The sequence below is a fragment of the Pseudomonas sp. GW821-FHT07E12 genome, from assembly GCF_058986605.1.
Genome location: NZ_JBYSVX010000036.1, coordinates 35,087 through 56,384 on the forward strand (window position 1 = coordinate 35,087; position 21,298 = coordinate 56,384).

Genomic DNA, 21,298 nt, shown 5'->3' on the forward strand with positions numbered 1-21,298 from the left:
GGCTCGATCGCGGCTGGCGCCGCTCCTGCGACCCATCACGTTTGCTATAGAAATCCCCCGGTCAGAACGCTCAATCTGAAGCTCCTCCGCGCCGTAGGCCCATCTGGCCCGCGCCGAACTGCGTAGCGCCGACCAGCGCCAGCAGACTCAATGAGGTCACCAGGACCAGCACCCAGGGCCGCAGATACCACGGTCGCGGATTGACGATCTTCAGATCGGCCGAAACCGGAGACCACGTTCCGCCCTGGATGCGCGCCTGCACTTCGAACACGTGCTCTCCCCAGGGGATCGACGGATACAGGATGCTGCGGTTCTGCCCCGCCTCCACCCACGCTTGATCGAACCCGAGCAGGCGAAAGCGGAACCGGGTGTCCCGGGGCCGGCTCAGGTTGATGGCGGTGTAGTAGATCTCCAGATTCCGCGCCGATGGCTCCAGCACCAGCGATGATCCGGCGATCTCCTGCTTGCGCCCTGCCACCACCACCTCTTCGATATGAGGCCGAAGCGGAACCGGCGGGACTTCGGGCACATCAGCGGGATCGACGACCGCAAACCCCTCCACCAGCGAGAACCACAGCCGGCCGCGCGTATCGCGATGGCAAGGGCTCGAATGGCCTCCGTTGATTTCGGCCGGAATCAGCCCGTCGCTTGCCGCATAGCCGATCGACTCGATCTCGCTCGTGGCCTGCCGCGGCTTCGGCAACAGGCTGACGCCGCGATTGCCTCCCAGCCACAAACGCCCCCTGGCATCCGGCAGGATGCACGACACCGTATCGTCGAACAGGCCGTTGTGGCTGTCGTAGCGATACACCTGACCGTCATGGATGCGGTTCAGGCCGCCACCGTAGGTTCCTACCCAGAGCGTACGGGTGGCCTTGTCCTCGTATACGGCACGTGCAAAGCGCGAGGACAGTCCTTCGCGGGGCGTCCAACGCTCGACGATCCGGCCGGCAACCAGCCGCCACACGCCATGGTCGCCGACAAACCAGTCGCCCCCGCTCGCAGCCGGCACCACACTGTTGACGGTCGTGCCCTCCAGGGCCTCGATGCGATGCTGGTCGATGATGCGTGCTTCGCCATCGACCTTGATCTCGAAGGTGGAACGTCCCGAGCCGACGAGCAGGCGTCCATCCGCCTGCTGCCACACGTTGATCGGCACTTCCGCCGGCCAAACTCCGACCTGCCTGGATACGCCCGCCTTCAGGCGTATCAGACGTCCCTCCGCCGTTCCCACCCAGAGCGCGGCTTCCTGGTCCAGCGCCAGGCTGGTAATGCATTTATTCTCCTGCTCCAGCTGGATCGGCACGCGCGACGCGCGGCCGTCGGGCCGCCAATGACGCAACCCACCACACGCCGATCCGAGCCACAGGCCATCAGCGCCATCCGAGATCGTCGCGCGCCCGGCCATGTTCACCCCCGACATGGGCGCCGGGATCAATCCGAACAAGGGCTGGCGCACGCGCAGCAGTCCCTTGCTGCCGCTGCCTACCCACAGATTGCCTTCATCGTCCCGCCCCAGGCTGGTGATGCCCATGCCGAACAGTTCCGGGATATCCCGCCATTTCCCGGCACCACGCTCCTGGACCAGTTGCCCGGAGGCCAAGGACACCCACCATCGGCCCTCCAGGTCCTGCACGGCCGCCAGCGGACTGGTCACACCGAGCGGCCACCATTGCCCACGCCGGGGATCGTACCGATAGAGCGCGTGTTCCGTGCCGACGAGCAGATCGTCGCCGCTGGCCTTCAGCACCCGGACCTTTCTGCCGTCATCGGGCAACGCAATGCGGCGAAGCCGTCGATCGACCACGACGAAGAAACCCGAGTCTCCGCCCACATGGACATGCCCCTGCGCGTCATGCGCCAGACGCATATAGCCGGTGCCTCCGGCATCAAGCCAGGTCTCGCGCCGATGCCCGGGATCCAGATGCAGCAACCCGGCACTGCTGGCAATCCACAGTGTCCGGTCGGGGGCCTGCAGAATGTCGTTGACCTGGCAGACGCCGCCGCAGATCGGCAGGTGATGAAACACACCCTGCTCGTACACGCTCAACCCGGCGTCCTGCGTGCCGATCCACAACCGGCCCTCGTCGTCCTCATGCAGCGCCAGGATGCGATCGCTGGCCGGCCCCGATCGCGCCGTGCTTTCCGAATCCGGCATGTCGGGCGAGGGTCTTTCGCGAAACACCGTGAACGTCAGGCCATCGAAGCGTGCCAGGCCACCGAAGGTGCCGATCCAGAGATAACCGTCGCCGGTCTGGACCACCGCGTTCACGCCCGACTGCGGAAGTCCATCATCGCCGCTGAAAGCCCGCAGTCCCACCCGATGCTCGGCCTCCACCTCCGGCAGCGCCGAGGCAGGAGCACACAGCACAAGCAGGCCTGCAATCAACAGTCCCCGCCACGACCAGCATCCCAGGGTTCTCACACCGCTTTACTCGCCATCAGCAGGATGCCGCCGTGACCGGCTACCAGTTCAATACGTAACCCACACCGCGCACGGCGCGCAGCGGGAGCTCTTCTTCGGCAAGCTGCTGGCATTTCCTGCGCAGGCGATGGATCAGCATTTCCAGCCGATGCGGATCGAAGTCGTGCGCGTTCTTGACCAGACGCGCGATCAACGCCTCGCGCGGTACCGGCGTGCCGGTCGATGCCGTCAGCATCGCCATGATCTGCCGCTCGGCCAGGTTCATCTCGATTTCGATACCGCGTGGCGTCAAGATGCACCAGCCTCTCTCGTCCAGGCGCCATTTCGCATGTACAGGCGCCTCGTGTGTATCCGGAACGATCCAGCGGGCCAGGTTGCGCAACGTCGCCACGACCTCTTCCATGTCGACCGGCTTGGCCAGATAGGCATCGGCTCCGGCGCGCAGGCCGCGCATGCGATCCTGGCCGGAATCGTAGCCGGTCAACATCACGATCCCGACGCGGGAAGACAGGCTGCGCAGATGCGTGGTGATGCTGAAACCATCTTCGTCGGGCAGGCCGACATCGAGCAGCACAAGATCATAAGAATGGCGAGTCATCGATCTGTACAGATCCAGCGCTGCTGCCATCCCCACGACGGAGAAACCGGACTGCGCCAACACCGGTACAAGCACCTCTTCCCTGAAGACGCGATCATCCTCCACCACTGCAAGCGTGGGCAGCCGACGTGCGGCCGCCATCAAGCCAGCGCCCACCATTGGTTATTTCTCCCCAGGGAAACCAAGAACAGCTTCCAAAAAAAACGCGGGCACGCTTCAGGTTTTCCGCATCGGATCAAAGTAGCACGGCCCCTTTTCGATGGAGCTGGGCAGGCTTGTTTTCCGTGATCAATATCACGCCGAAATCATCGCCTGTGCTGGCGATCACAAGCACGATCCAGCACCGGGGATTGACCCCGCATCCGCTCCAGATGAGTGATCGCTCGAAGCATCGGTGCGGCGCGTGCTCCCGCCTCCATACCACTCACGGCACTACCAACGGCTCGGTCGCGTGAGCCCGGTGCAACCACTGCACGAAATCCGGCGCGGGCGGCAGCGTCACCTCACCGATCCGCGATACCGCCACGCCCGGCGACCACGAGTTCATCGCCACCGCACCGGCCAGCGCTGCAAGATCGTCCAGCCTCAGCACCTGCTCGCGTTGCGGCACGCCCAGTTGCCGCAACTGGCGTCGGACAATGCCCATGGTGATGCCCGGCAGCACATCGGCAACCGGCCACACCACGGCAGAGCCATCCCAGAACGCCAGATTCCAGATCGTCGCCTCGGCCACGCGCCCGGCCGGATCGATGAAGGCGGCATCGTCGAAACCCTGCGCGACCGCCTGACGCAGGTACCAGGTCTTGGCGACTTCACCCACGTGCTTGTGACGCGCCAGCACGCGCTGGTGCTCGACCGCCGCCAGCGCCAGCGGCCCGACCGGCGGCTGTGCCGGCGCATCGGTGCGCACCAGCAGTTCCGGTGTACCCGCATCGGCGGCGCTGAACTCACCGGTGCGCGGGTACATCGTCGCGGTCAACGAGATATCCGGCGGCGACTGCGCCAGCGCCTGCCGCAATCGCGCACGTACCTCGGCATCGGCCATGGCATGGCCGTACAGCGCCAGCGAGGCCTCGCGCAGCCGCTGCAGGTGCAGATCCAGACCGCGCACGCCGCCGTCGCGGACCTGCATCGCGGTGAAGTGTGCATAGCCGGCGAACGCCAGCGGTGCCAGGTCCTCGGCAGTGGCGGGACGATCGCCGTGTAGCACCACGCGGCGGACAGGCTGCGCTGCTGGCATGGCCAGCAACTGCCGGGCCTTGAACGTCTGATCCATTGAAGCGTCTCCACAAGAAAGTCGGGACGCAGACGCTAAACTCTGACACCACTGTCAAGGTCAAGCGCGGAGCGCTTCTGTCATGAAAATCGGCGAACTGGCACGCCGCAGCGGCCTCAGCGAGCGGATGCTGCGCTACTACGAACAAGCCGGACTGCTGAGCCCGGCCCGCACCGAAGCCGGCTATCGCGATTACGGCGAGACCGAACTGCTGATGGCGCAGCGCATCCGCCTGCTCAGCACGTCCGGGCTGAAGATCGAGACGATCCGGGTGCTGCTGCCCTGCATGCGCGACGAGCCGTGGCCGGCCTTCAAGCCCTGCTACGAAATCCGCGACGCGCTCGGCCAGGCACTGGCCGGACTGGACGAGAAGCTGGGCACCCTCACCGCCAGCCGCAGCTTGGTGGCTGGCTTCCTGCATGATCTGGGCGGCGAATCCGGCCCACGGTGAACGCATCCGGCCCCTTCGGTTATTTGCGAAAGAATTCAGCCGCAGGGCTCACCGGGAGCGCGGCACTTACTCATGTCCTCCCAAAGGCGTGATGCGTGGGAGAGGTCGTCACGCCTCTTCTGATGCGCTCGCCGGCTCACGCGCCGGCGGGAATACCTGCGCGAAATGCGCACTGACGGCAGCGCGGACGCCAGCAGCCGCGGCCAGCGTCACGTTCCCCATCGGATTGGCGAGATCACCTGCCGCGTAGATACCTGGCACGCTGGTGTGCTGCATGGCATCCACCTCGACGCTGTCGCCCATAGGGCCGGTGACCATCTTGCAACCCAGTTGCTGGGCAAGATCTGCCGATGGTTGCAGCAGCGGGGCGACAAACAGACCGGCAAGGCTGATCACGCGGCCGTCTTCAAGCTGGACCCCGTCCAGACCCGGCGCACAGCCCAGCAACGCGCGGATCGGTGTGCTCTCAATGCGGGTGCCACGTGCCACCAGCGCTGCACGCTGCTCGTCGGTGGGTTCAAACAGTCCTTGGGTGAACAGCGTGGTCGGCCCCCAATCCGGCAACAGCATGCCGCCGTGGAAGGCCATCTCGTTCCGCGCCAAAACCCCGATCGGCTGCCGATCAAGCTCGAATCCATGACAGTAAGGACAATGCAGCACGCTGTGCCCCCATCGCTCGGCCAGCCCAGGCAGGTCGGGCAGGATGTCGCGAACGCCGTAGGTCAGGATCAACTGCCGCCCCACCCAGGCGCGACCGTCCTGTGTGGTCACACGGAATCCAGCCCCGCCCGCACTGGCCGTGTGAGCGATGCCTTGCAGCAACTCGACAGTCTCGTATTTGCCCAGATCAGCCATGGCCTGGGCCAGGATGTCCGACGGCGGCTTGCCGTCCTGCCCCAAAAACCCGTGAGCGAGCGGCGAGAACCGGTTGCGTGGCAGCCCGCTGTCGATGACGGCCACCCTTTTTCTCGCCCGGCCCAACTGTGTGGCCGCCGCAAGTCCGGCAAAACTGCCGCCCACCACCATCACGTCATAGCTGCTCATGATCTCGAACCCCGGCCATCAAGTAACATTGAATGTTACATAATGACGTCCGGCATTCAACACCACGTACCTCATAAAGTTACGAGAGTTAGAATGCGCTCAGTGTTTTGAAACCGATGGGGTCATGCCTTGCCTCGCGATACCCGCATGTCCCGCATGCTGCATGTGCTGATCCACATGGATCGGCACGTCAAACGCCCCACTTCCGAGCAGCTCTCCAAGATGCTGGGTACCAATCCGGTAGTGGTACGCCGGATGATGGCCGGACTGCGCGACAAGGACCTGGTCCGTTCCGACAAGGGCCACGGCGGCGGCTGGGAGCTCACCGTACCGCTGAGCCGGATCTCGCTGCTGGATATCTACGAGGCCATCGGTCACCCGCAGTTGTTCAACATCGGCCCGCAGGCCGAGTTCTCGCCCTGCCTGGTTGAACAAGCCGTAGATGCACGCATCAACGCCACGCTCACTGCCGCCGAGCAGGCGGTGCTTGAGCAGTTCGGGACGATAACGGTGGAAGACGTGGCGCGGGACTTCGAGGCCAAGGGCGGACATTGGCCAGCGTCCGAAGCGCCAGCCTGTGGCTCTGAGCAAGCCGAACAAGCGGATTCGACACGCTCAATGCCAGAGACGCATTGACGCGAGGTCTCGCAGCCAATCTCCCGGATCAGACCGCGATCGGCGCGCAACTTCGCGGGAGGTCGCATTACGCGGTGAAGCTGCATCTTCAAACAGTCGTCACGTGCCGGATATATCAATCGCGAATTGACCCCCTGAGTTTGCCAAGGTCCAGACACGCCAACCCGGGCTGCCACACACCGCGTCGATAGCCGCCATTCAGTGGCGTCCGGGCATCACAAAATTCAAACAAACGCTTCAAACGCGATTAACTTCGCCGATCTGGACAGTATCCGCCGGTTGGCGCAGACTTCCGCCCTTTCCAATCGACCGCCCCCATGGCTCGACTGCTGCTGCTCCACGGCCCCAACCTCAATCTGCTCGGCACCCGCGAACCGGACGTCTACGGTCACGCCACGCTGGCGCAGATCGATGACGCCCTGGTCGCCCAAGCGGCGGCGGCGGGACACGACCTGATGGTGCTGCAGTCCAATGCCGAGCACGTGCTGGTGGAACGCATCCACGCCGCACGCACCGACGGCACCGCATTCATCCTGATCAACCCGGGCGCGTTCACCCATACCTCGGTCGCGCTGCGCGACGCGCTGCTGGGCGTCGCCCTGCCGTTCGTGGAGCTGCACCTGTCCAACCCGCATGCGCGCGAGCCGTTCCGCCACCACAGCTACCTCAGCGACAAGGCGGTGGGTGTGATCTGCGGCTTCGGCGCCGACAGCTACCGGCTGGCGCTGGACGGCGTGATCGCACGCCTGGGGCGCGAGGCGTGATCCGTCCGCTCCCGCGCTGCGCCCACGCGCGTCCGCTTTGCCCTTTCCTGCCGTAGCCGCCGCGCCACGCGCGCGACCCGGCTCCCGCTTTCCCGTTGCACCTACCACGAGGCCGTCATGGATCTCCGCAAAATCAAGAAACTGATCGACCTGCTCGAAGAATCCAATCTCGCCGAGATCGAGATCAAGGAAGGCGAAGAGAGCGTCCGCCTGGCGCGTACGCCGAAGGGCACCACGCTGGCCGCGCCGGCGCCGCAGTACCTCCCCGCCCCGGTTGCCGCGCCGGCGCCGGCCAGCATGCCGATGACCTCGCCGACCGAAGCCTCCACCGGCGGCAGCGCCAAGCCCGGCAATGCCCTGCCCGAAGGCCACGTGCTGCGCGCACCGATGGTCGGCACGTTCTACGCCTCGCCCTCCCCGGACAAGCCCGCGTTCGTCACCGTCGGCCAGACCGTCAAGGCCGGCGACACCCTGGCGATCATCGAAGCCATGAAGATGTTCAACCCGATCGAAGCCGACGCCTCCGGCACCATCGTGGCGATCCTCGGCGAGAGCGGCCAGCCGGTCGAGTTCGACCAGCCGTTGTTTGTAATTCAGTAACCGGGATTGGGGATTCGTGATTTGGGATTCGCAACAGCGACCGCATCAGCGCCTGGAAGTCTGGCGCGATGCCATGTCGTTGGTCGAAGCGATCTACCACTTCACGGATGGTTTCCCCGATACCGAACGGTTCGGACTGACTGCTCAGATGCGCAGGGCAGCGATCAGCGTCCCATCCAACATCGCAGAAGGTGCAGCACGGCGTTCAACCGCCGAATACCTGCGCTTTCTGTCCATGGCGCGCGGCTCGCTGTCGGAACTGGATACTCAGCTGCAACTGGCCGTGCGCCTGCAGTTTTCTGCTGCCGACGTGGCCCCGACCGGGCTGATGGATCGAACCTTCTCCCGACTCAACGCCCTGATTCGTTCTCTGGACAACGCGCGCTCGATCCGCGAGCCCGATGCCGTCTACGAATCCCCAATCCCGAATCCCCAATCCCATGCTAGATAAAGTCGTCATCGCCAATCGAGGCGAAATCGCGCTGCGCATCCTGCGCGCGTGCCATACGCTGGGCATCCGCACGGTCGCGGTGCACTCCACCGTCGACCGCAACCTCAAGCACGTGGCGATGGCCGACGAGTCGGTCTGCATCGGCCCGGCGCCGTCCAGCGAGAGTTACCTCAACATCCCGGCGCTGATCGCCGCGGCCGAGGTCACCGACGCGCAGGCGATCCACCCCGGCTACGGCTTCCTGTCGGAGAACGCCGACTTCGCCGAGCGCGTGGAGCAGTCCGGCTTCATCTTCATCGGGCCCAAGGCCGACACCATCCGCCTGATGGGCGACAAGGTCGAGGCGATCCGCGCGATGAAGGCCGCCGGCGTGCCGTGCGTGCCCGGCTCGGGCGGCCCGCTCGGCGAAGACATCGTCGCCAACACCAAGATCGCCCGCGAAATCGGCTATCCGGTGATCATCAAGGCGGCGGGCGGCGGCGGCGGGCGCGGCATGCGCGTGGTGCACACCGAGAGCGCGCTGAAGGCCGCGATCGAGACCACCAAGAGCGAGGCCAAGGCGGCTTTCAGCAACGACCAGGTCTACATGGAGAAGTTCCTGGAGAACCCGCGCCACATCGAGATCCAGGTGCTGGCCGACGGCCAGGGCAACGCGATCCACCTCGGTGAGCGCGATTGCTCGATGCAGCGTCGCCACCAGAAGGTGGTCGAGGAAGCACCGGCGCCGGGCATCACCGAGGAACTGCGCAACGAGATCGGCAAGGTCTGCGTGGAAGCCTGCATCCGCATCGGCTATCGCGGCGCCGGCACGTTCGAGTTCCTGTTCGAGAACGGCCGCTTCTACTTCATCGAAATGAACACCCGCATCCAGGTGGAACATCCGGTGACCGAGCGCATCACCGGCATCGATCTGGTGTGCGAGCAGCTGCGCATCGCCGCCGGCCGCAAGCTGACCATCAAGCAGAGCGACATCGTGCTGCGCGGTCACGCGATCGAGTGCCGCATCAACGCCGAGGACCCGGACACGTTCATGCCCAACCCGGGCCTGATCACCGCGTTCCACCCGCCGGGCGGCCCGGGCGTGCGCGTGGATACGCACATCTACAGCGGCTACAAGGTGCCGCCGAACTACGACTCGATGATCGGCAAGCTGATCGTGCACGGCCCGGATCGCGAGACCGCGATCGCGCGCATGCGCGTGGCCCTGAGCGAGATGGTCGTGGACGGCATCAAGACCAACATCCCGCTGCAGCAGCGCATCATGCGCGACAAGGGCTTCCAGGCCGGTGGCCAGAACATCCACTACCTGGAAAAGCGCCTGGCCGAACGCAAGAACCAGTCGATCGCACTGGTCTGAGCCTCAACGCCAGACAAGCAAAATGGCAAAGAAAAAGGCGGGGAATTCCCCGCCTTTTTCATGCCTGCCGAATCAGTGCCGTCAATGCACCGTGGGCGCCTTCTGCTGGCTGCCCACGACCGGCACGATCCCGTTCTGCGAGCGTGGATCAACGATCGTCATCGTCTCGGTGGAGCCGTCCGGCCAGACGATCTGGAAGGTCGAACCGGTTGGCAGCGAGGAAAACGGCAGGCCGCTCTGCGCGCGGTACACCGCCGCCGCCTGCGCCGCGCCACCGCGCCGGACCTGCTCGTCGCTGTCGACCTTGGTCAGCCGCACCTGCGCAAGATCGCGATAGCGGTTATCGGCGGTATCGATCATCACGATACCCACCGCCGCGGCCGAATACGCCGCGAACAGCCCCACCATCAACCAGAACTTGGCACCGTAGAGCCAGCGTCGGTAATTCATGACTTCACTCCCTCTCCCTTGACCAAGGAGGTGATCAACTCATCCATCCTGCTCGCCCCTTGCCGTGGCACTGCTGCGTCGTAAACGAAAGACTCGAAATCCTGCGAGCTGTCCTGCGAACAGATCCCGGCATTGGCGCAGTAACTCGTCATCAACGAACCACCTGCATCGCAATCCAGTCCCAGCCGGCATGCCGCGATCTGCCAGGCCAGTTCCGCGTACTGGTCGCCTGCGACGTAATCGCGATAGGCGTCATCGCCGCTGGCGCGTGCGCCCATCGCCGGCGACAGTGCCAGATAGGCCTCCGGGTCGCGCGAGGCCAATACGCGTTCGACCAGACTGCGTTTATAGGCCGTGGAGCTGTCCAGAGGCTGACCGGCGGCCAACAACGCGGCCTCGGCGGCCAGGCTGCCGGCCTGGGCTGCCTGAATACGTTGCCCCAGCACCTGCTGCGCTGACAACCCGTCCCGCGGGGTGAAACCGGCACAGCGGGCGGCCAGGCGCGTCCGCGCGGCCAGCATCGCATTCATCGCGGCGGCCTCACGCCGCGCGATCCACTGGCTGTCGGCCTGGTAACCGGCCGGATCGAGCGCGTAACCGGTGCAGTAGTCGTAAACCCGGCTCAGCAGCCAGCCGGCATCGGCGTCGCCGCCCGTCGCTCGCCCGGCCAGTTGCTGCGCGTAGTGATAAAGATCGGCGTCCGCTTCCAGGCCCGCGCGCTGATCGAGCGGCAGACCGGCCCCGACCGCCACGTCGCGACGGAGCTCGGCACGCAGCCGCGGCGCCTGATAGCGCACATCCTGCACGGGCATCTGCACCTCGCCACCGGCGATCGCCTCACCCGGATGCGAGGAAAGCCCATGCTGCCACCACGCCGCCGCGAGCAGCACGGCGGGCGCAAGCAACATCAACAGGTTGCGGGCACGAACGGAAGGCATCGGATCGATTCGTAAAACGCCCCGGCTTCGAAAGCAGCCGCCGCGGCAATGGGGCCCAGTCTAGGGTCAGCACGTATCCCCGAACAGGTCGGGAACTTCGGCGGACCCTACCACACGATGCCGCCGCTGGCCTGTGCCCCCTGCGGCGGGCCGGGCGGTCGTCTACGATGTGCACCCCCTCGCCGCTCGCGAAACCGCCATGCCGTTCCTCGAACTGACCCTGCACTGCACCGAAGCCACCCAACCGCGTTTCGAGAACGCGCTGGAGGACGTCGGCGCGCTGGCGGTCACCCTGCTCGACGCCGATGCCGACACCAGCAACGAGCACGCGATCCTGGAACCGGGCGTCGGCGAGACGCCGCTGTGGAACGCGCTGGTGCTGACCGCGCTGTTCCCGGCCGAAACCGATGCATTGGCATTGCTGGCGGCGCTGGAAGCGTTCGATCCCGGCCTGGACTGGGCACAGGTGGCGTTCCGTCAGGTCGAGGACGAGGACTGGGAGCGCGCCTGGCTGGACCAGTTCCAGCCGATGCAGTTCGGCGCCCGCACCTTCATCGTGCCGTGGAACCACGAATTGCCCGAGGACGCGCAGAGCGCCGATGCCGCGGTGGTGCGGCTGGATCCGGGCCTGGCGTTCGGCTCGGGCACGCATCCGACCACCGCGCTGTGCCTGCGCTGGCTCGACACACTCGCCGAACAAGGCGAACTGCAGGGCCGCGACGTGCTCGATTTCGGCTGCGGCTCGGGCATCCTCGCGCTGGCCGCACTGAAGCTCGGCGCCGCCAGCGCGGTCGGCGTGGACAACGATCCGCAGGCGTTGCTGGCCACCCATGACAATGCCGAGCGCAACCAGGTCGGCGCGCGGCTGGCGGTGTATCTGCCGCAGGACGAACCGGTGCGTCGCTATCCGGTCGTGGTCGCCAACATCCTCGCCTCGGCGCTGGATGCCCTCGCCGAGACCCTGGCCGCGCGTGTCGCGGCAGGTGGCCGGATTGCCCTGTCGGGCATCCTGCACGGCCAGGAGGGCGAACTGCTGGAGCGCTATGCGAACTGGTTCGACGACTTGCAGGCAACCCAGGATGGCGACTGGATGCGCATCGACGGCCGGCGCCGTGGCTGAAGCCATGTTTGAATAGCGTCCTGTCCGCGCCGGTCACCGCCTTCCCCGCATGAGCGACGAGAAAAAGTCTCCGCACTCGCTGGCCGCGTTCCTGCGCGGCCCCGCGCCATCGCCCGATGCGCCACCGGAGGCGGGCACGCCTGCGGTCGTCGTCGCGGATATGGGTGTGGACACGACACCCGTGCACGTCGACGTCGACGACGACGCGGTTTCCGACAGCGATGACGCATGGAATGCGCAGGCAACCGCCGCGCAGATCCCGACACTCGAGCAGATCGCCCAACGGCCAACGGCATCGCTGGAAAGCACACCGAGTTTCATGCGACCCGCCCGCACCAGCGCGGTGCAGCGCAGGACACCGTTCTGGCAATGGCCGGTACTGGTGGGCCTGGCACTGCTGCTGGCGATGCAGATGCTGGTGGCTGATCGCGCCCGGCTCGCGGCCGATGCCGGTTGGCGACCGGTGCTGGCGACATTGTGTGCTGCGCTGCGTTGCAACTTGCCGCCGTGGCACGAACCGACGGCCTTCACCATGCTCAACCGCGAAGTGCGCCCGGCCGCCGACCAGCGCGGCGTGCTGCAGGTCCAGGCCAGCTTCCGCAATGACGCGCGCTGGGCACAGGCCTGGCCGCAGCTGCAGCTGTCGCTGTCCGATGCCGATGGCCGCGTGATCGGCAGCCGCGTGTTCTCGCCGCAGGAATATCTCGGCCTGCCGGCGCCACCCGACGGCACGCTTGCACCAGGTCAGGGCACCCAGATCGCCTTCCGCGTGCACGAACCGGCCGCCAGCACCGCTGCGTTCGGGTTCGAGTTCCGCTGATCGAGCGGTCGTGCCGAATGTGCGCGTGCATGCCCCCGCCGCTCGCGCTAGACTCACCCCCCCTCCGGTGATGCTCCCCCGCATCCCGATCCACTGTTTTTTCGGGGACCCCCTTGAACGCTGCCACCACTCGTCCTGACATCAGTCGAGGCGCGCCGAAGTCGCCGTTGCGCGAACACGTCGCGCAATCCGTCCGTCGCTATCTGCGCGACCTGGACGGCAGCGAGGCCGATGACGTCTACGAGATCGTGCTGCGCGAGATGGAGATTCCGCTGTTCGTGGAAGTGCTCAACCACTGCGAGGGCAACCAGAGCCGCGCCGCGGCGATGCTGGGCATCCACCGCGCCACGCTGCGCAAGAAGCTCAAGGAATACGGGCTGGCGTAACGCCCCTGTAGGAGCGGCTTCAGCCGCGATGGGGCTTTACCGGTGAAGCGTTCGCGGCTAAAGCCGCTCCTACAAAGAGCCCACCGGCCATGGCGGCTTGGCCGGCCCGGTACAATACCGGCCCGCTCCGCTCCCACCCGTTCCCCATGTCCGCTGATTTCCTGCCCGTACGTCGGGCATTGCTGTCCGTTTCCGACAAGACCGGCCTGATCGATCTGGCCCGCGCACTGGCCGCGCGCGGCGTCGAACTGCTCTCCACCGGCGGCACCGCCAAGGCGATCCGCGAGGCCGGCCTGCCGGTCAAGGACGTGTCCGAGCTCACCGGCTTTCCGGAAATGATGGACGGACGGGTCAAGACCCTGCACCCGCTCGTGCACGGCGGCCTGCTCGGCCGCGCCGGCACCGACGATGCGGTGATGGCCGAACACGGCATCGCACCGATCGATCTGCTGGTGCTGAACCTGTATCCGTTCGAATCGGTCACTGCCAAGCGTGATTGCACGCTCGCCGACGCAGTCGAGAACATCGACATCGGCGGCCCGGCGATGCTGCGCTCGGCGGCGAAGAACTTCGCACGCGTGGCGGTAGCGACCTCGCCGGACCAGTACGCCGCGCTGCTCGCCGAACTTGAAGGCAACGACGGCAAGCTCTCGGCCGCGCAGCGCTTCGCACTGTCGGTGGCCGCGTTCAACCGCGTCGCGCAGTACGACGCGGCGATCAGCAACTATCTGTCGGCGATCACCGACACCTCGAGCGACGTGCCCACGCGCGCTGCATTCTCGGCGCAGGCCAACGGTAGCTTCATCAAGGTCGCCGACCTGCGTTACGGCGAGAACCCGCACCAGCAGGCGGCGTTCTATCGCGACCTGTACCCCGCACCCGGCTCGCTGGCGACGTTCGAGCAACTGCAGGGCAAGGAGCTGAGCTACAACAACATCGCCGACAGCGATGCGGCGTGGGAATGCGTGCGCCAGTTCGACGTGCCCGCCTGCGTCATCGTCAAGCACGCCAACCCCTGCGGCGTCGCCGTCGGCGTGGCCTGCGGCGATGCCTACGAGCTGGCCTATGCGACCGATCCGACCAGCGCGTTCGGCGGCATCCTCGCCTTCAACCGCACGCTCGATACCGCCACCGCGCAGGCGATCCTGGACCGCCAGTTCGTCGAGGTGCTGATCGCGCCGGACTACGAGCCCGGCGCGCTGGAATACGCCAAGAAGAAGGCCAACGTGCGCGTGCTGCGCATTCCGCTCGCGGCATCGTCGAAGGGCTTCATCGACACCAAGCGCGTCGGCTCCGGCCTGCTGATGCAGACCGCCGATGATCGCGTGGTGACGCGCGATGAATTGAAGGTCGTGACCAAACTCGCACCGACCGAGGCGCAGTTCAGCGACCTGCTGTTCGCCTGGAAGGTCGCCAAGTTCGTCAAATCCAACGCGATCGTCTACGCCAAGGACAACCGCACGATCGGCGTCGGCGCCGGCCAGATGAGCCGCGTGTATTCGGCCCGTATCGCCGGCATCAAGGCCGCCGACGCGAACCTGGTGGTGGAAGGCTCGGTGATGGCCTCCGACGCATTCTTCCCGTTCCGTGACGGCATCGACGCAGCCGCGGCCGCCGGCATCAAGGCCGTGATCCAGCCGGGCGGCTCGATGCGCGACGCCGAAGTGATCGCCGCAGCCGATGAGCATGGCATCGCGATGGTGTTCACTGGCGTGCGGCACTTCAGGCATTGATACCGGCTGCGCCGGCATCAATCCCGAAGTTTGCTGCGCAAACTACGGGCCCCGGCCTTGCGCTCCCACACCCCATTCGCGCCTTCGGCGCGAATCGCCCCCTGACTCAGGGGGCTTTCCTTCGGAGACGTTGCTATGAAAGTGTTGGTCATCGGTTCCGGCGGTCGCGAACACGCGCTGGCCTGGAAGCTCGCTCAATCTCCGCGCGTCAGTGAAGTCATCGTCGCGCCGGGCAACGCCGGTACCGCGACCGAGGCCAAGTGCCGCAACGTGGCGATCAAGGTCACCGATCTCGATGGCCTGCTGAAGCTGGCGCAGGACGAAGCCGTGGCGCTGACCGTGGTCGGGCCCGAAGTGCCGCTGGTGCTTGGCGTGGTCGATCGCTTCCGCGCTGCCGGCCTGCACATCTTCGGGCCGACCGCCGCCGCCGCGCAGTTGGAAGGCAGCAAGGCGTTCGCCAAGGATTTCCTCGCCCGCCACAACATCCCGACGGCTTATTACGCGGTGCACACCGAGGTGGATGCGGCACTCGCCTACCTCCGCGAGAAGGGCGCGCCGATCGTGGTCAAGGCCGATGGCCTGGCCGCCGGCAAGGGCGTGATCGTGGCGATGACGCTGGCCGAGGCCGAGGCTGCGGTGCACGACATGCTCTCGGGCAATGCCTTCGGCGATGCCGGTGCGCGCGTGGTGATCGAGGAATTCCTCGACGGCGAGGAAGCCAGCTTCATCTCGATGGTCGACGGCACGCATGCGCTGCCGATGGCGACCTCGCAGGATCACAAGCGCGTCGGCGACGGCGATACCGGCCCCAACACCGGTGGCATGGGCGCCTACTCGCCGGCACCGGTGGTCACGCCCGAGGTGCATGCGCGGGTGATGCGCGAGGTGGTCGAGCCGACCGTGCAGGGCATGATCGCCGACGGCATGCCGTTCACCGGCTTCCTCTATGCGGGCCTGATGATCGATCAGAACGGCGCGCCGAAGGTGATCGAGTTCAACGTGCGCTTCGGCGACCCGGAAACGCAGCCGGTGATGCTGCGCCTGCAATCGGATCTGGTCGATCTGGTCGAAGCCGCGATCGACGGCAAGCTGCACGCAACCGAAGCACAGTGGACACCGCAACCGTCGCTGGGCGTGGTGATGGCCGCCAGTCCGTATCCGGAAGCGCCGATCACCGGCGATGTCATCACCGGCTTCGAGGCGGTACCGGCCAACGCCAAGGTCTTCCACGCCGGCACCACGCTCGATGCGCAAGGCCATGTGATCAGCGCCGGTGGCCGCGTGCTGTGCGTGGCCGCACTCGGTGAGAGCGTGTCGGACGCGCAGCGCAACGCTTACGCTGGCGTCGCCAGGATCCACTGGGCCAACGAGTTCCATCGCAATGACATCGGCTGGCGCGCGATCGAACGCGAACGCGGCTGAGTGACGCATGTTCGGTCCTGACACGATGTCCGGGCCGGCTGGCTGGCTCTGGCAAAAATGCATCGGCGCTTCACGCGAGCCGACGCCGCCCGGGATAATCTCGCCCGATCCCCCTGCGCAGCGTGCATGAACCGGTTCGAATCCCGCCTAGGCCTGCTGTGGGCCCACGAGAAAGCCAGTTACGGCCTGCGCGTGTTCATCGCGCTGGCCGTGGTGATGGGCACGTGCTGGCAGCGCCAGCAACTGCATGCGGTGCCGGCGATCTTCCTCGGCATCATCGCCAGCGCGATCGCCGAGACCGACGACAACTGGCTGGGTCGCAGCAAGGCGGTGCTGTTGTCGCTGCTGTGCTTCGCCGCCGCGGCGGCCAGCGTGGTGGTGCTGTTCCCCTATCCGCTGCCGTTCGTGCTGTGCCTGGCGCTGTCGACCTTCGCGCTGACCCTGCTCGGCGCACTCGGCGAGCGCTACGCCTCGATCGCCCAGGCCACCGTGGCCTTGGCGATCTACGCGATGATCGGCATGGACCAGCACGGCAGCCGCAGCCCGGAAGCCGCCTGGCAGGGCGCCGGACTGCTGCTGCTCGGCGCCACCTGGTACGGGTTGCTGTCGATCCTGTGGACGATCCTGTTCGCCAACCGGCCGGTGCGCGAGCGGTTGGCGCGGCTGTTCTTCGAACTCGGCCGCTTCCTGAAGTTGAAGGCCGACCTGTTCGAGCCGGTGCACCAGCGCGACCTGCACGCACACCGGTTGGCGCTGGCCGAGCAGAACGCGCGGGTGGTGGCCGCACTGAACGCCGCCAAGAACGCGATCATCAGCCGCTTCGGGCGCTCGGGCCGGCCCGGCGTGCAGTCCGGCCTGTACTTCCGGCTGTACTACATGGCGCAGGAATTCCATGAGCGCGCCAGTTCCTCGCACTATCCCTATGACGCGCTGACCGAGGCGTTCTTCCACAGCGACGTGCTGTATCGCTGCCAGCGCCTGCTCGCGCTGCAGGGCAAAGCCTGCGCCGCGCTCGGCGAGGCGATCCGGCTGCGGCGGACATTCGAGTACGGCGAGCAGACCCAGCAGGCCACCGCCGACCTGCGCGCCTCGCTGGACTTCCTGCACGCGCGCGGCGATGCGAAGCTCACGCGCCTGCTCGGCTCGCTGGAGCTGCTGGTGACCAACCTGCAGACGATCGAGCGCCGGCTCTCCGATGCCTCGCGCACGGACACCTCCGGCGAGACCGTCGATACCCACCTGCGCGACTCCTCGCCGCACACGCTGCGCGAGATGGCCACGCGCATCGGCCGCCAGCTCACCCCGACCTCGGTGCTGTTCCGCTACGGGCTGCGCATGGCGATCGCGCTGGCGGTCGGCTACGGGCTGATGAAGCTGATCCACGCCGACAACGGCTACTGGATCCTGCTGACCACCGCCTTCGTTTGTCGGCCCAACTACGGCGCGACCCGATTGCGGCTGGCGCAGCGCATCGCCGGCACGCTGCTCGGCCTGATCGCCACCTGGGCGCTGATGCAGCTGTTCCCCGGCACCGAGCTGCAGCTGCTGCTGGCACTGCTCGGCGCGCTGGTGTTCTTCATCACCCGCACCGACCGCTACATGCTCGCCACCGCCGCGATCACGGTGATGGCGCTGTTCTGCTTCAACCTGATCGGCAACGGCTTCGTGCTGATCTGGCCGCGCATGATCGATACCGTGATCGGCTGCGCGATCGCCGCGGCGGCCTCGTTCCTGATCCTGCCGGACTGGCAGGGCCGGCGCTTGAACGTGGTGATGTCCACCGTGCTGGCCGCCTGCGCACGTTATCTGGCGCAGGTGCTTGAGCAATACCGCAGCGGCATGCGCGACGACCTGCCGTACCGCATCGCGCGGCGCGACATGCACAACGCCGACGCCGCGCTGTCGGTGGCGCTGTCGAACATGCTGCGCGAGCCCGGCCGCTACCGCCGCAACCTCGACGCCGGCTTCCGCTTCCTGGCGCTGTCGAGCACTGTGCTCGGCTACCTCTCGGCACTAGGCGCGCATCGCGGCGAGTTGGCCGAAGACGCCACCAGCGGCACCGTCGCTGAAGCCGGCGGCTACCTGCAGCGCATGTTCGAAGGCCTCGCCCAGGCACTGTCACAACGCCAGCCACTGCCGATCGGCAACGAACCGGCCGAAATCGCCCTGGCCGAACGCCTGGAAACCGCCGACGCCGCACTGCCGGCCAAGCAGCAACTGGTCAACACCCAATTGGCGCTGATGCTGCGGCTGCTGCCCAAGCTGCGTGCTGCTGCCTCGGCAGTCGTGGACAGCCCGACGACGTGATCCAGCGGCGAACGCCGTAGAGCCGAGCTTGCCCGGCTCCGTCTTCATCCGGAGTTCCCCGAAGAGAAAAACGGCCCTAAGAGTGCTTCACCTCGGGCACCACATCGACGAACTCATTGCGCATCGTCAGCAGCGTCCACAACAGCGCCAGCACCGCGAATGCCGCGCCCGCCGCGACCACACCATTCCAACCCGCAGCCGCATACGCCGCCGCGCCAACGCTGGAGCCCACCGCACCACCGATGAAGTAGCAGGTGATGTAAGCCGAGGTGATGCGGTTACGCGCCGCCGGATCCAGCCGGTAGATCACGCTCTGGTTGCCGATGTGCACACCCTGCACCGCCACGTCGAGCAACAGCACGCCGACGATCAGTGCGATCAGCGAATGCGGGGCGATCACCAGCAGCCCCCAGGACACCAGCAGCATCAGCAACCCGCCCCACGTGACCCAATGCCCGGCCCCGTTGTCGGACAACTTGCCCGACAGGTTCGCGGCCAACGCACCGGCCGCACCGATCAAACCGAACATGCCGATCGTCGCCGTGCCATAGCCGTAATCCGGCCCGGACAGCAGGAACGCCAGCGTGGTCCAGAAGATGCTGAAGCCGGCGAACAGCAGCCCGCCCAGCACCGAACGCGCACGCAGCACCGGCTCGTCGCGCAACAACGCCAGCACCGACCCCACCAGCCGCAGATACGGCAGCGTGGCGTGGCCCGGATGCGCCGGCAGCCCACGCCACAGCAGCCCCGACACCACCAGGATCAGCCCCGCGGCGACCCAATAGATGGTCTGCCAGCCGCCCAGCCCGGCAAGCAGGCCGGACGCGGTCCGCGCCAGCAGGATGCCCAGCAGCAACCCGCTCATCACCGTACCGATCACCCGGCCGCGCTCATGCGGCACCGCCAGCGTCGCCGCGAACGGCACCAGGATCTGCGCACTCACCGACGCGGCACCGGTCAGCAACGTGCCCACCAGCAACAACGCAAAACCATGCGCACTGGCACTGATCAGCAGGCCGACCGCGCTCAGCGCGTACAGGCCGACGATCAGCTTGCGCCGATCCAGGCGATCGCCCAGCGGCACGATCAGCAGCAGGCCGGCCGCATAGGCCAACTGCGCGGTGGTGACGACCAGCCCGGCACGGCCGACAGGGATGCCGAAGTCGCGCGCCAGGATCTCCAGCAACGGCTGGGCGTAGTAATTGCTCGCCACCGCCAGTCCGGTCGCCATGGCCATCAGCAGCACCAGGCCACGCGAAAGCGGAGAGGAAGACGTATTCATGGAACACCCACACCAGCAAGTTCGATGGGCGGCAGTCTGGACACCTTGCATCCATCTTTCCAATGTATTGTTTTCACACAACCCATCTGATTTCGAGATCGCATGTTCAGCCTGCGCCAGCTTGAGTTCGCCGTCGCGGTGGCCGAGGAGGGCAGCTTCACCGCCGCCGCGACGCGCTGCCACACCGTGCAGTCCGCGCTCAGCCACCAGATCGCCAAGCTCGAAGAGCAACTGGGCGCGCGCCTGTTCGACCGCAACGGCCGGCGCGTACGCGTCACCGCCGCCGGCGAGGTGTTCCTGCACAACGCACGCCAGACCCTGCGTGCCGCGCAACGCCTGCAGGAAGAGATGGCCCAGACCATCGGGGTGGTACGAGGGCGCATCAACATCGGCCAGATTTCCTCGCTGACGACGGTCTCGGTGCCCGCGTTGCTGAGCGAGTTCCGCCACGCGCATGCCGAGGTCGACGTGCACCTGCGCACCGGCATGAGCGACGCACTGCTGCACGACCTCGCCGAAGGCCGACTGGACGTCGCCCTGGTCGGCGTCGGCCCGCATGTCGCCCTGCCCGAACAACGTCTGCTGCTGCACGAGGAAGGCCTGGCGCTGATCACCGCGCCGAACCACTCCCTCGCACGTCGACGCAGCGTCGCCCTGCGCGAACTCGACGACACCCCGATGGCCGGACTGATCCCCGGCGCCGGCGTACGCGGCATCGTCGACGCCGCCTTCGCCGAAGCAGGCCTGCACCAGCGACTGCAGTACGAAGTGACCCACGCCGACCTGATCCGCCAATTGGTCGCCGCAGACCTGGGCACCGCGATCGTGCCGCGCACGATGGCCGAAGTAATGGCCGAAGTAACGGTGATCAAACTCACCCCCGCCTTCCGCTTCCTCACCTACGCCTGCTGGAGCCGCGACCCCACACCCGCCGCACGCGCATTCGTGACATTGCTGCGCGAGCGTTCCGAACGGACTTAGGCCCAACAGCCAAGCATTGCGGTTGCGGTTGCGGTTGCTGTGGCCGTTGCTGTGGCCGTTGCTGTTGCTGTTGCTGTTGCTCGTGATTTTGCTGTTGCTCTTCGCCTTTGACTTACGGGGGCCCCTGCCGCAGCGGCGGAGCCGACGGGAAAAACCCGAAGGGCGACGTGCATGGATGCACGTCGTTTTCTGCCGCGACAGGAAGTCGCGTCAGAAAATCCCGTCGGCTCCGCGGACCCGTAGCGAAGCGTAGGGCG

General features: G+C 66.4%; 20 protein-coding genes. 13 read left to right on the forward strand and 7 right to left on the reverse strand.

Annotated elements, in window-relative coordinates:
- Positions 1–70 precede the first annotated feature (70 nt).
- The 3 genes from AC3WJE_RS17125 to AC3WJE_RS17135 all read right to left on the reverse strand — a co-directional run bounded on the left by AC3WJE_RS17125 (position 71) and on the right by AC3WJE_RS17135 (position 4,299).
- Positions 71–2,389, reverse strand: coding sequence for a ligand-binding sensor domain-containing protein (locus tag AC3WJE_RS17125; protein ID WP_493732026.1), 2,319 nt, complete (start codon positions 2,387–2,389; stop codon positions 71–73).
- Positions 2,390–2,465: 76 nt separating this feature from the next.
- The gene (locus tag AC3WJE_RS17130) at positions 2,466–3,182 is read right to left on the reverse strand and encodes a response regulator transcription factor (RefSeq protein ID WP_493732027.1); all 717 of its coding nucleotides are present in this window, start codon (positions 3,180–3,182) and stop codon (positions 2,466–2,468) included.
- Positions 3,183–3,447: 265 nt separating this feature from the next.
- Positions 3,448–4,299, reverse strand: coding sequence for an aminotransferase class IV family protein (locus AC3WJE_RS17135; RefSeq protein WP_493732028.1), 852 nt, complete (start codon positions 4,297–4,299; stop codon positions 3,448–3,450).
- A gap of 82 nt (positions 4,300–4,381) precedes the next feature.
- On the opposite strand from AC3WJE_RS17135, the gene AC3WJE_RS17140 reads away from it, so the two are divergent.
- The gene (locus tag AC3WJE_RS17140) at positions 4,382–4,750 is read left to right on the forward strand and encodes a MerR family transcriptional regulator (RefSeq protein WP_493732029.1); all 369 of its coding nucleotides are present in this window, start codon (positions 4,382–4,384) and stop codon (positions 4,748–4,750) included.
- A 108-nt stretch (positions 4,751–4,858) separates the two neighbouring features.
- On the opposite strand, the gene AC3WJE_RS17145 is transcribed toward AC3WJE_RS17140, so the two are convergent.
- Complete coding sequence (locus tag AC3WJE_RS17145) at positions 4,859–5,794, reverse strand: NAD(P)/FAD-dependent oxidoreductase (RefSeq protein ID WP_493732030.1); 936 nt, start codon at positions 5,792–5,794, stop codon at positions 4,859–4,861.
- A gap of 147 nt (positions 5,795–5,941) precedes the next feature.
- On the opposite strand from AC3WJE_RS17145, the gene AC3WJE_RS17150 reads away from it, so the two are divergent.
- The 5 genes from AC3WJE_RS17150 to accC all read left to right on the forward strand — a co-directional run bounded on the left by AC3WJE_RS17150 (position 5,942) and on the right by accC (position 9,602).
- A complete protein-coding gene (locus AC3WJE_RS17150) occupies positions 5,942–6,430 on the forward strand; it encodes an RrF2 family transcriptional regulator (protein WP_493732031.1) in 489 nt (162 codons plus the stop codon).
- A gap of 317 nt (positions 6,431–6,747) precedes the next feature.
- The gene (gene aroQ / locus AC3WJE_RS17155; RefSeq protein WP_493732032.1) at positions 6,748–7,194 is read left to right on the forward strand and encodes a type II 3-dehydroquinate dehydratase; all 447 of its coding nucleotides are present in this window, start codon (positions 6,748–6,750) and stop codon (positions 7,192–7,194) included.
- Between the two features lie 117 nt (positions 7,195–7,311).
- Positions 7,312–7,794 carry an acetyl-CoA carboxylase biotin carboxyl carrier protein gene (gene accB, locus AC3WJE_RS17160; protein WP_493732033.1) on the forward strand — a complete coding sequence of 161 codons (483 nt, stop codon included), beginning with the start codon at positions 7,312–7,314 and terminating at the stop codon, positions 7,792–7,794.
- Between the two features lie 16 nt (positions 7,795–7,810).
- Complete coding sequence (locus AC3WJE_RS17165) at positions 7,811–8,245, forward strand: four helix bundle protein (protein ID WP_493732034.1); 435 nt, start codon at positions 7,811–7,813, stop codon at positions 8,243–8,245.
- The gene (gene accC / locus AC3WJE_RS17170) at positions 8,235–9,602 is read left to right on the forward strand and encodes an acetyl-CoA carboxylase biotin carboxylase subunit (RefSeq protein ID WP_493732035.1); all 1,368 of its coding nucleotides are present in this window, start codon (positions 8,235–8,237) and stop codon (positions 9,600–9,602) included. The genes AC3WJE_RS17165 and accC overlap by 11 nt, the downstream gene beginning before the upstream one ends.
- An 81-nt stretch (positions 9,603–9,683) precedes the next feature.
- Here the strand turns inward: accC and AC3WJE_RS17175 are convergent, their stop codons facing one another.
- Positions 9,684–10,052, reverse strand: a complete 369-nt coding sequence (locus AC3WJE_RS17175; RefSeq protein ID WP_493732036.1) for a hypothetical protein — start codon at positions 10,050–10,052, stop codon at positions 9,684–9,686.
- Positions 10,049–10,990, reverse strand: a complete 942-nt coding sequence (locus tag AC3WJE_RS17180; RefSeq protein WP_493732037.1) for a hypothetical protein — start codon at positions 10,988–10,990, stop codon at positions 10,049–10,051. The genes AC3WJE_RS17175 and AC3WJE_RS17180 overlap by 4 nt, the downstream gene beginning before the upstream one ends.
- A 199-nt stretch (positions 10,991–11,189) precedes the next feature.
- Between AC3WJE_RS17180 and prmA the strand changes: the two genes are divergently transcribed.
- The 6 genes from prmA to yccS all read left to right on the forward strand — a co-directional run bounded on the left by prmA (position 11,190) and on the right by yccS (position 18,778).
- Positions 11,190–12,110, forward strand: a complete 921-nt coding sequence (prmA, locus tag AC3WJE_RS17185; RefSeq protein ID WP_493732038.1) for a 50S ribosomal protein L11 methyltransferase — start codon at positions 11,190–11,192, stop codon at positions 12,108–12,110.
- 49 nt (positions 12,111–12,159) lie between these two features.
- Positions 12,160–12,930, forward strand: a complete 771-nt coding sequence (locus AC3WJE_RS17190; protein ID WP_493732039.1) for a DUF3426 domain-containing protein — start codon at positions 12,160–12,162, stop codon at positions 12,928–12,930.
- 113 nt (positions 12,931–13,043) lie between these two features.
- Positions 13,044–13,316, forward strand: coding sequence for a DNA-binding transcriptional regulator Fis (fis, locus tag AC3WJE_RS17195; RefSeq protein WP_493732040.1), 273 nt, complete (start codon positions 13,044–13,046; stop codon positions 13,314–13,316).
- Between the two features lie 146 nt (positions 13,317–13,462).
- On the forward strand, positions 13,463–15,049 hold the full coding sequence (gene purH / locus AC3WJE_RS17200; protein ID WP_493732041.1) for a bifunctional phosphoribosylaminoimidazolecarboxamide formyltransferase/IMP cyclohydrolase: 1,587 nt from the start codon (positions 13,463–13,465) through the stop codon (positions 15,047–15,049).
- Between the two features lie 135 nt (positions 15,050–15,184).
- The gene (gene purD, locus AC3WJE_RS17205) at positions 15,185–16,471 is read left to right on the forward strand and encodes a phosphoribosylamine--glycine ligase (protein WP_493732042.1); all 1,287 of its coding nucleotides are present in this window, start codon (positions 15,185–15,187) and stop codon (positions 16,469–16,471) included.
- A gap of 126 nt (positions 16,472–16,597) precedes the next feature.
- A complete protein-coding gene (yccS, locus tag AC3WJE_RS17210) occupies positions 16,598–18,778 on the forward strand; it encodes a YccS family putative transporter (RefSeq protein WP_493732043.1) in 2,181 nt (726 codons plus the stop codon).
- A 76-nt stretch (positions 18,779–18,854) separates the two neighbouring features.
- Here the strand turns inward: yccS and AC3WJE_RS17215 are convergent, their stop codons facing one another.
- On the reverse strand, positions 18,855–20,060 hold the full coding sequence (locus AC3WJE_RS17215; RefSeq protein ID WP_493732044.1) for an MFS transporter: 1,206 nt from the start codon (positions 20,058–20,060) through the stop codon (positions 18,855–18,857).
- Between the two features lie 102 nt (positions 20,061–20,162).
- On the opposite strand from AC3WJE_RS17215, the gene AC3WJE_RS17220 reads away from it, so the two are divergent.
- Positions 20,163–21,041 carry a LysR family transcriptional regulator gene (locus tag AC3WJE_RS17220; RefSeq protein ID WP_493732045.1) on the forward strand — a complete coding sequence of 293 codons (879 nt, stop codon included), beginning with the start codon at positions 20,163–20,165 and terminating at the stop codon, positions 21,039–21,041.
- Positions 21,042–21,298 lie beyond the last annotated feature (257 nt).

Excerpts from the sequence above, each read along its gene's own strand:
- accB (WP_493732033.1), top strand. The coding sequence starts at position 7,312 with ATGGATCTCCGCAAAATCAAGAAACTGATCGACCTGCTCGAAGAATCC.
- AC3WJE_RS17175 (WP_493732036.1), bottom strand. The coding sequence starts at position 10,052 with ATGAATTACCGACGCTGGCTCTACGGTGCCAAGTTCTGGTTGATGGTG.
- aroQ (WP_493732032.1), top strand. The coding sequence starts at position 6,748 with ATGGCTCGACTGCTGCTGCTCCACGGCCCCAACCTCAATCTGCTCGGC.
- AC3WJE_RS17135 (WP_493732028.1), bottom strand. The coding sequence starts at position 4,299 with ATGGATCAGACGTTCAAGGCCCGGCAGTTGCTGGCCATGCCAGCAGCG.
- AC3WJE_RS17150 (WP_493732031.1), top strand. The coding sequence starts at position 5,942 with ATGTCCCGCATGCTGCATGTGCTGATCCACATGGATCGGCACGTCAAA.
- AC3WJE_RS17220 (WP_493732045.1), top strand. The coding sequence starts at position 20,163 with ATGTTCAGCCTGCGCCAGCTTGAGTTCGCCGTCGCGGTGGCCGAGGAG.
- AC3WJE_RS17140 (WP_493732029.1), top strand. The coding sequence starts at position 4,382 with ATGAAAATCGGCGAACTGGCACGCCGCAGCGGCCTCAGCGAGCGGATG.
- AC3WJE_RS17190 (WP_493732039.1), top strand. The coding sequence starts at position 12,160 with ATGAGCGACGAGAAAAAGTCTCCGCACTCGCTGGCCGCGTTCCTGCGC.
- AC3WJE_RS17180 (WP_493732037.1), bottom strand. The coding sequence starts at position 10,990 with ATGCCTTCCGTTCGTGCCCGCAACCTGTTGATGTTGCTTGCGCCCGCC.
- prmA (WP_493732038.1), top strand. The coding sequence starts at position 11,190 with ATGCCGTTCCTCGAACTGACCCTGCACTGCACCGAAGCCACCCAACCG.
- AC3WJE_RS17130 (WP_493732027.1), bottom strand. The coding sequence starts at position 3,182 with ATGGTGGGCGCTGGCTTGATGGCGGCCGCACGTCGGCTGCCCACGCTT.
- accC (WP_493732035.1), top strand. The coding sequence starts at position 8,235 with ATGCTAGATAAAGTCGTCATCGCCAATCGAGGCGAAATCGCGCTGCGC.
- purH (WP_493732041.1), top strand. The coding sequence starts at position 13,463 with ATGTCCGCTGATTTCCTGCCCGTACGTCGGGCATTGCTGTCCGTTTCC.
- yccS (WP_493732043.1), top strand. The coding sequence starts at position 16,598 with ATGAACCGGTTCGAATCCCGCCTAGGCCTGCTGTGGGCCCACGAGAAA.
- AC3WJE_RS17215 (WP_493732044.1), bottom strand. The coding sequence starts at position 20,060 with ATGAATACGTCTTCCTCTCCGCTTTCGCGTGGCCTGGTGCTGCTGATG.
- purD (WP_493732042.1), top strand. The coding sequence starts at position 15,185 with ATGAAAGTGTTGGTCATCGGTTCCGGCGGTCGCGAACACGCGCTGGCC.
- AC3WJE_RS17145 (WP_493732030.1), bottom strand. The coding sequence starts at position 5,794 with ATGAGCAGCTATGACGTGATGGTGGTGGGCGGCAGTTTTGCCGGACTT.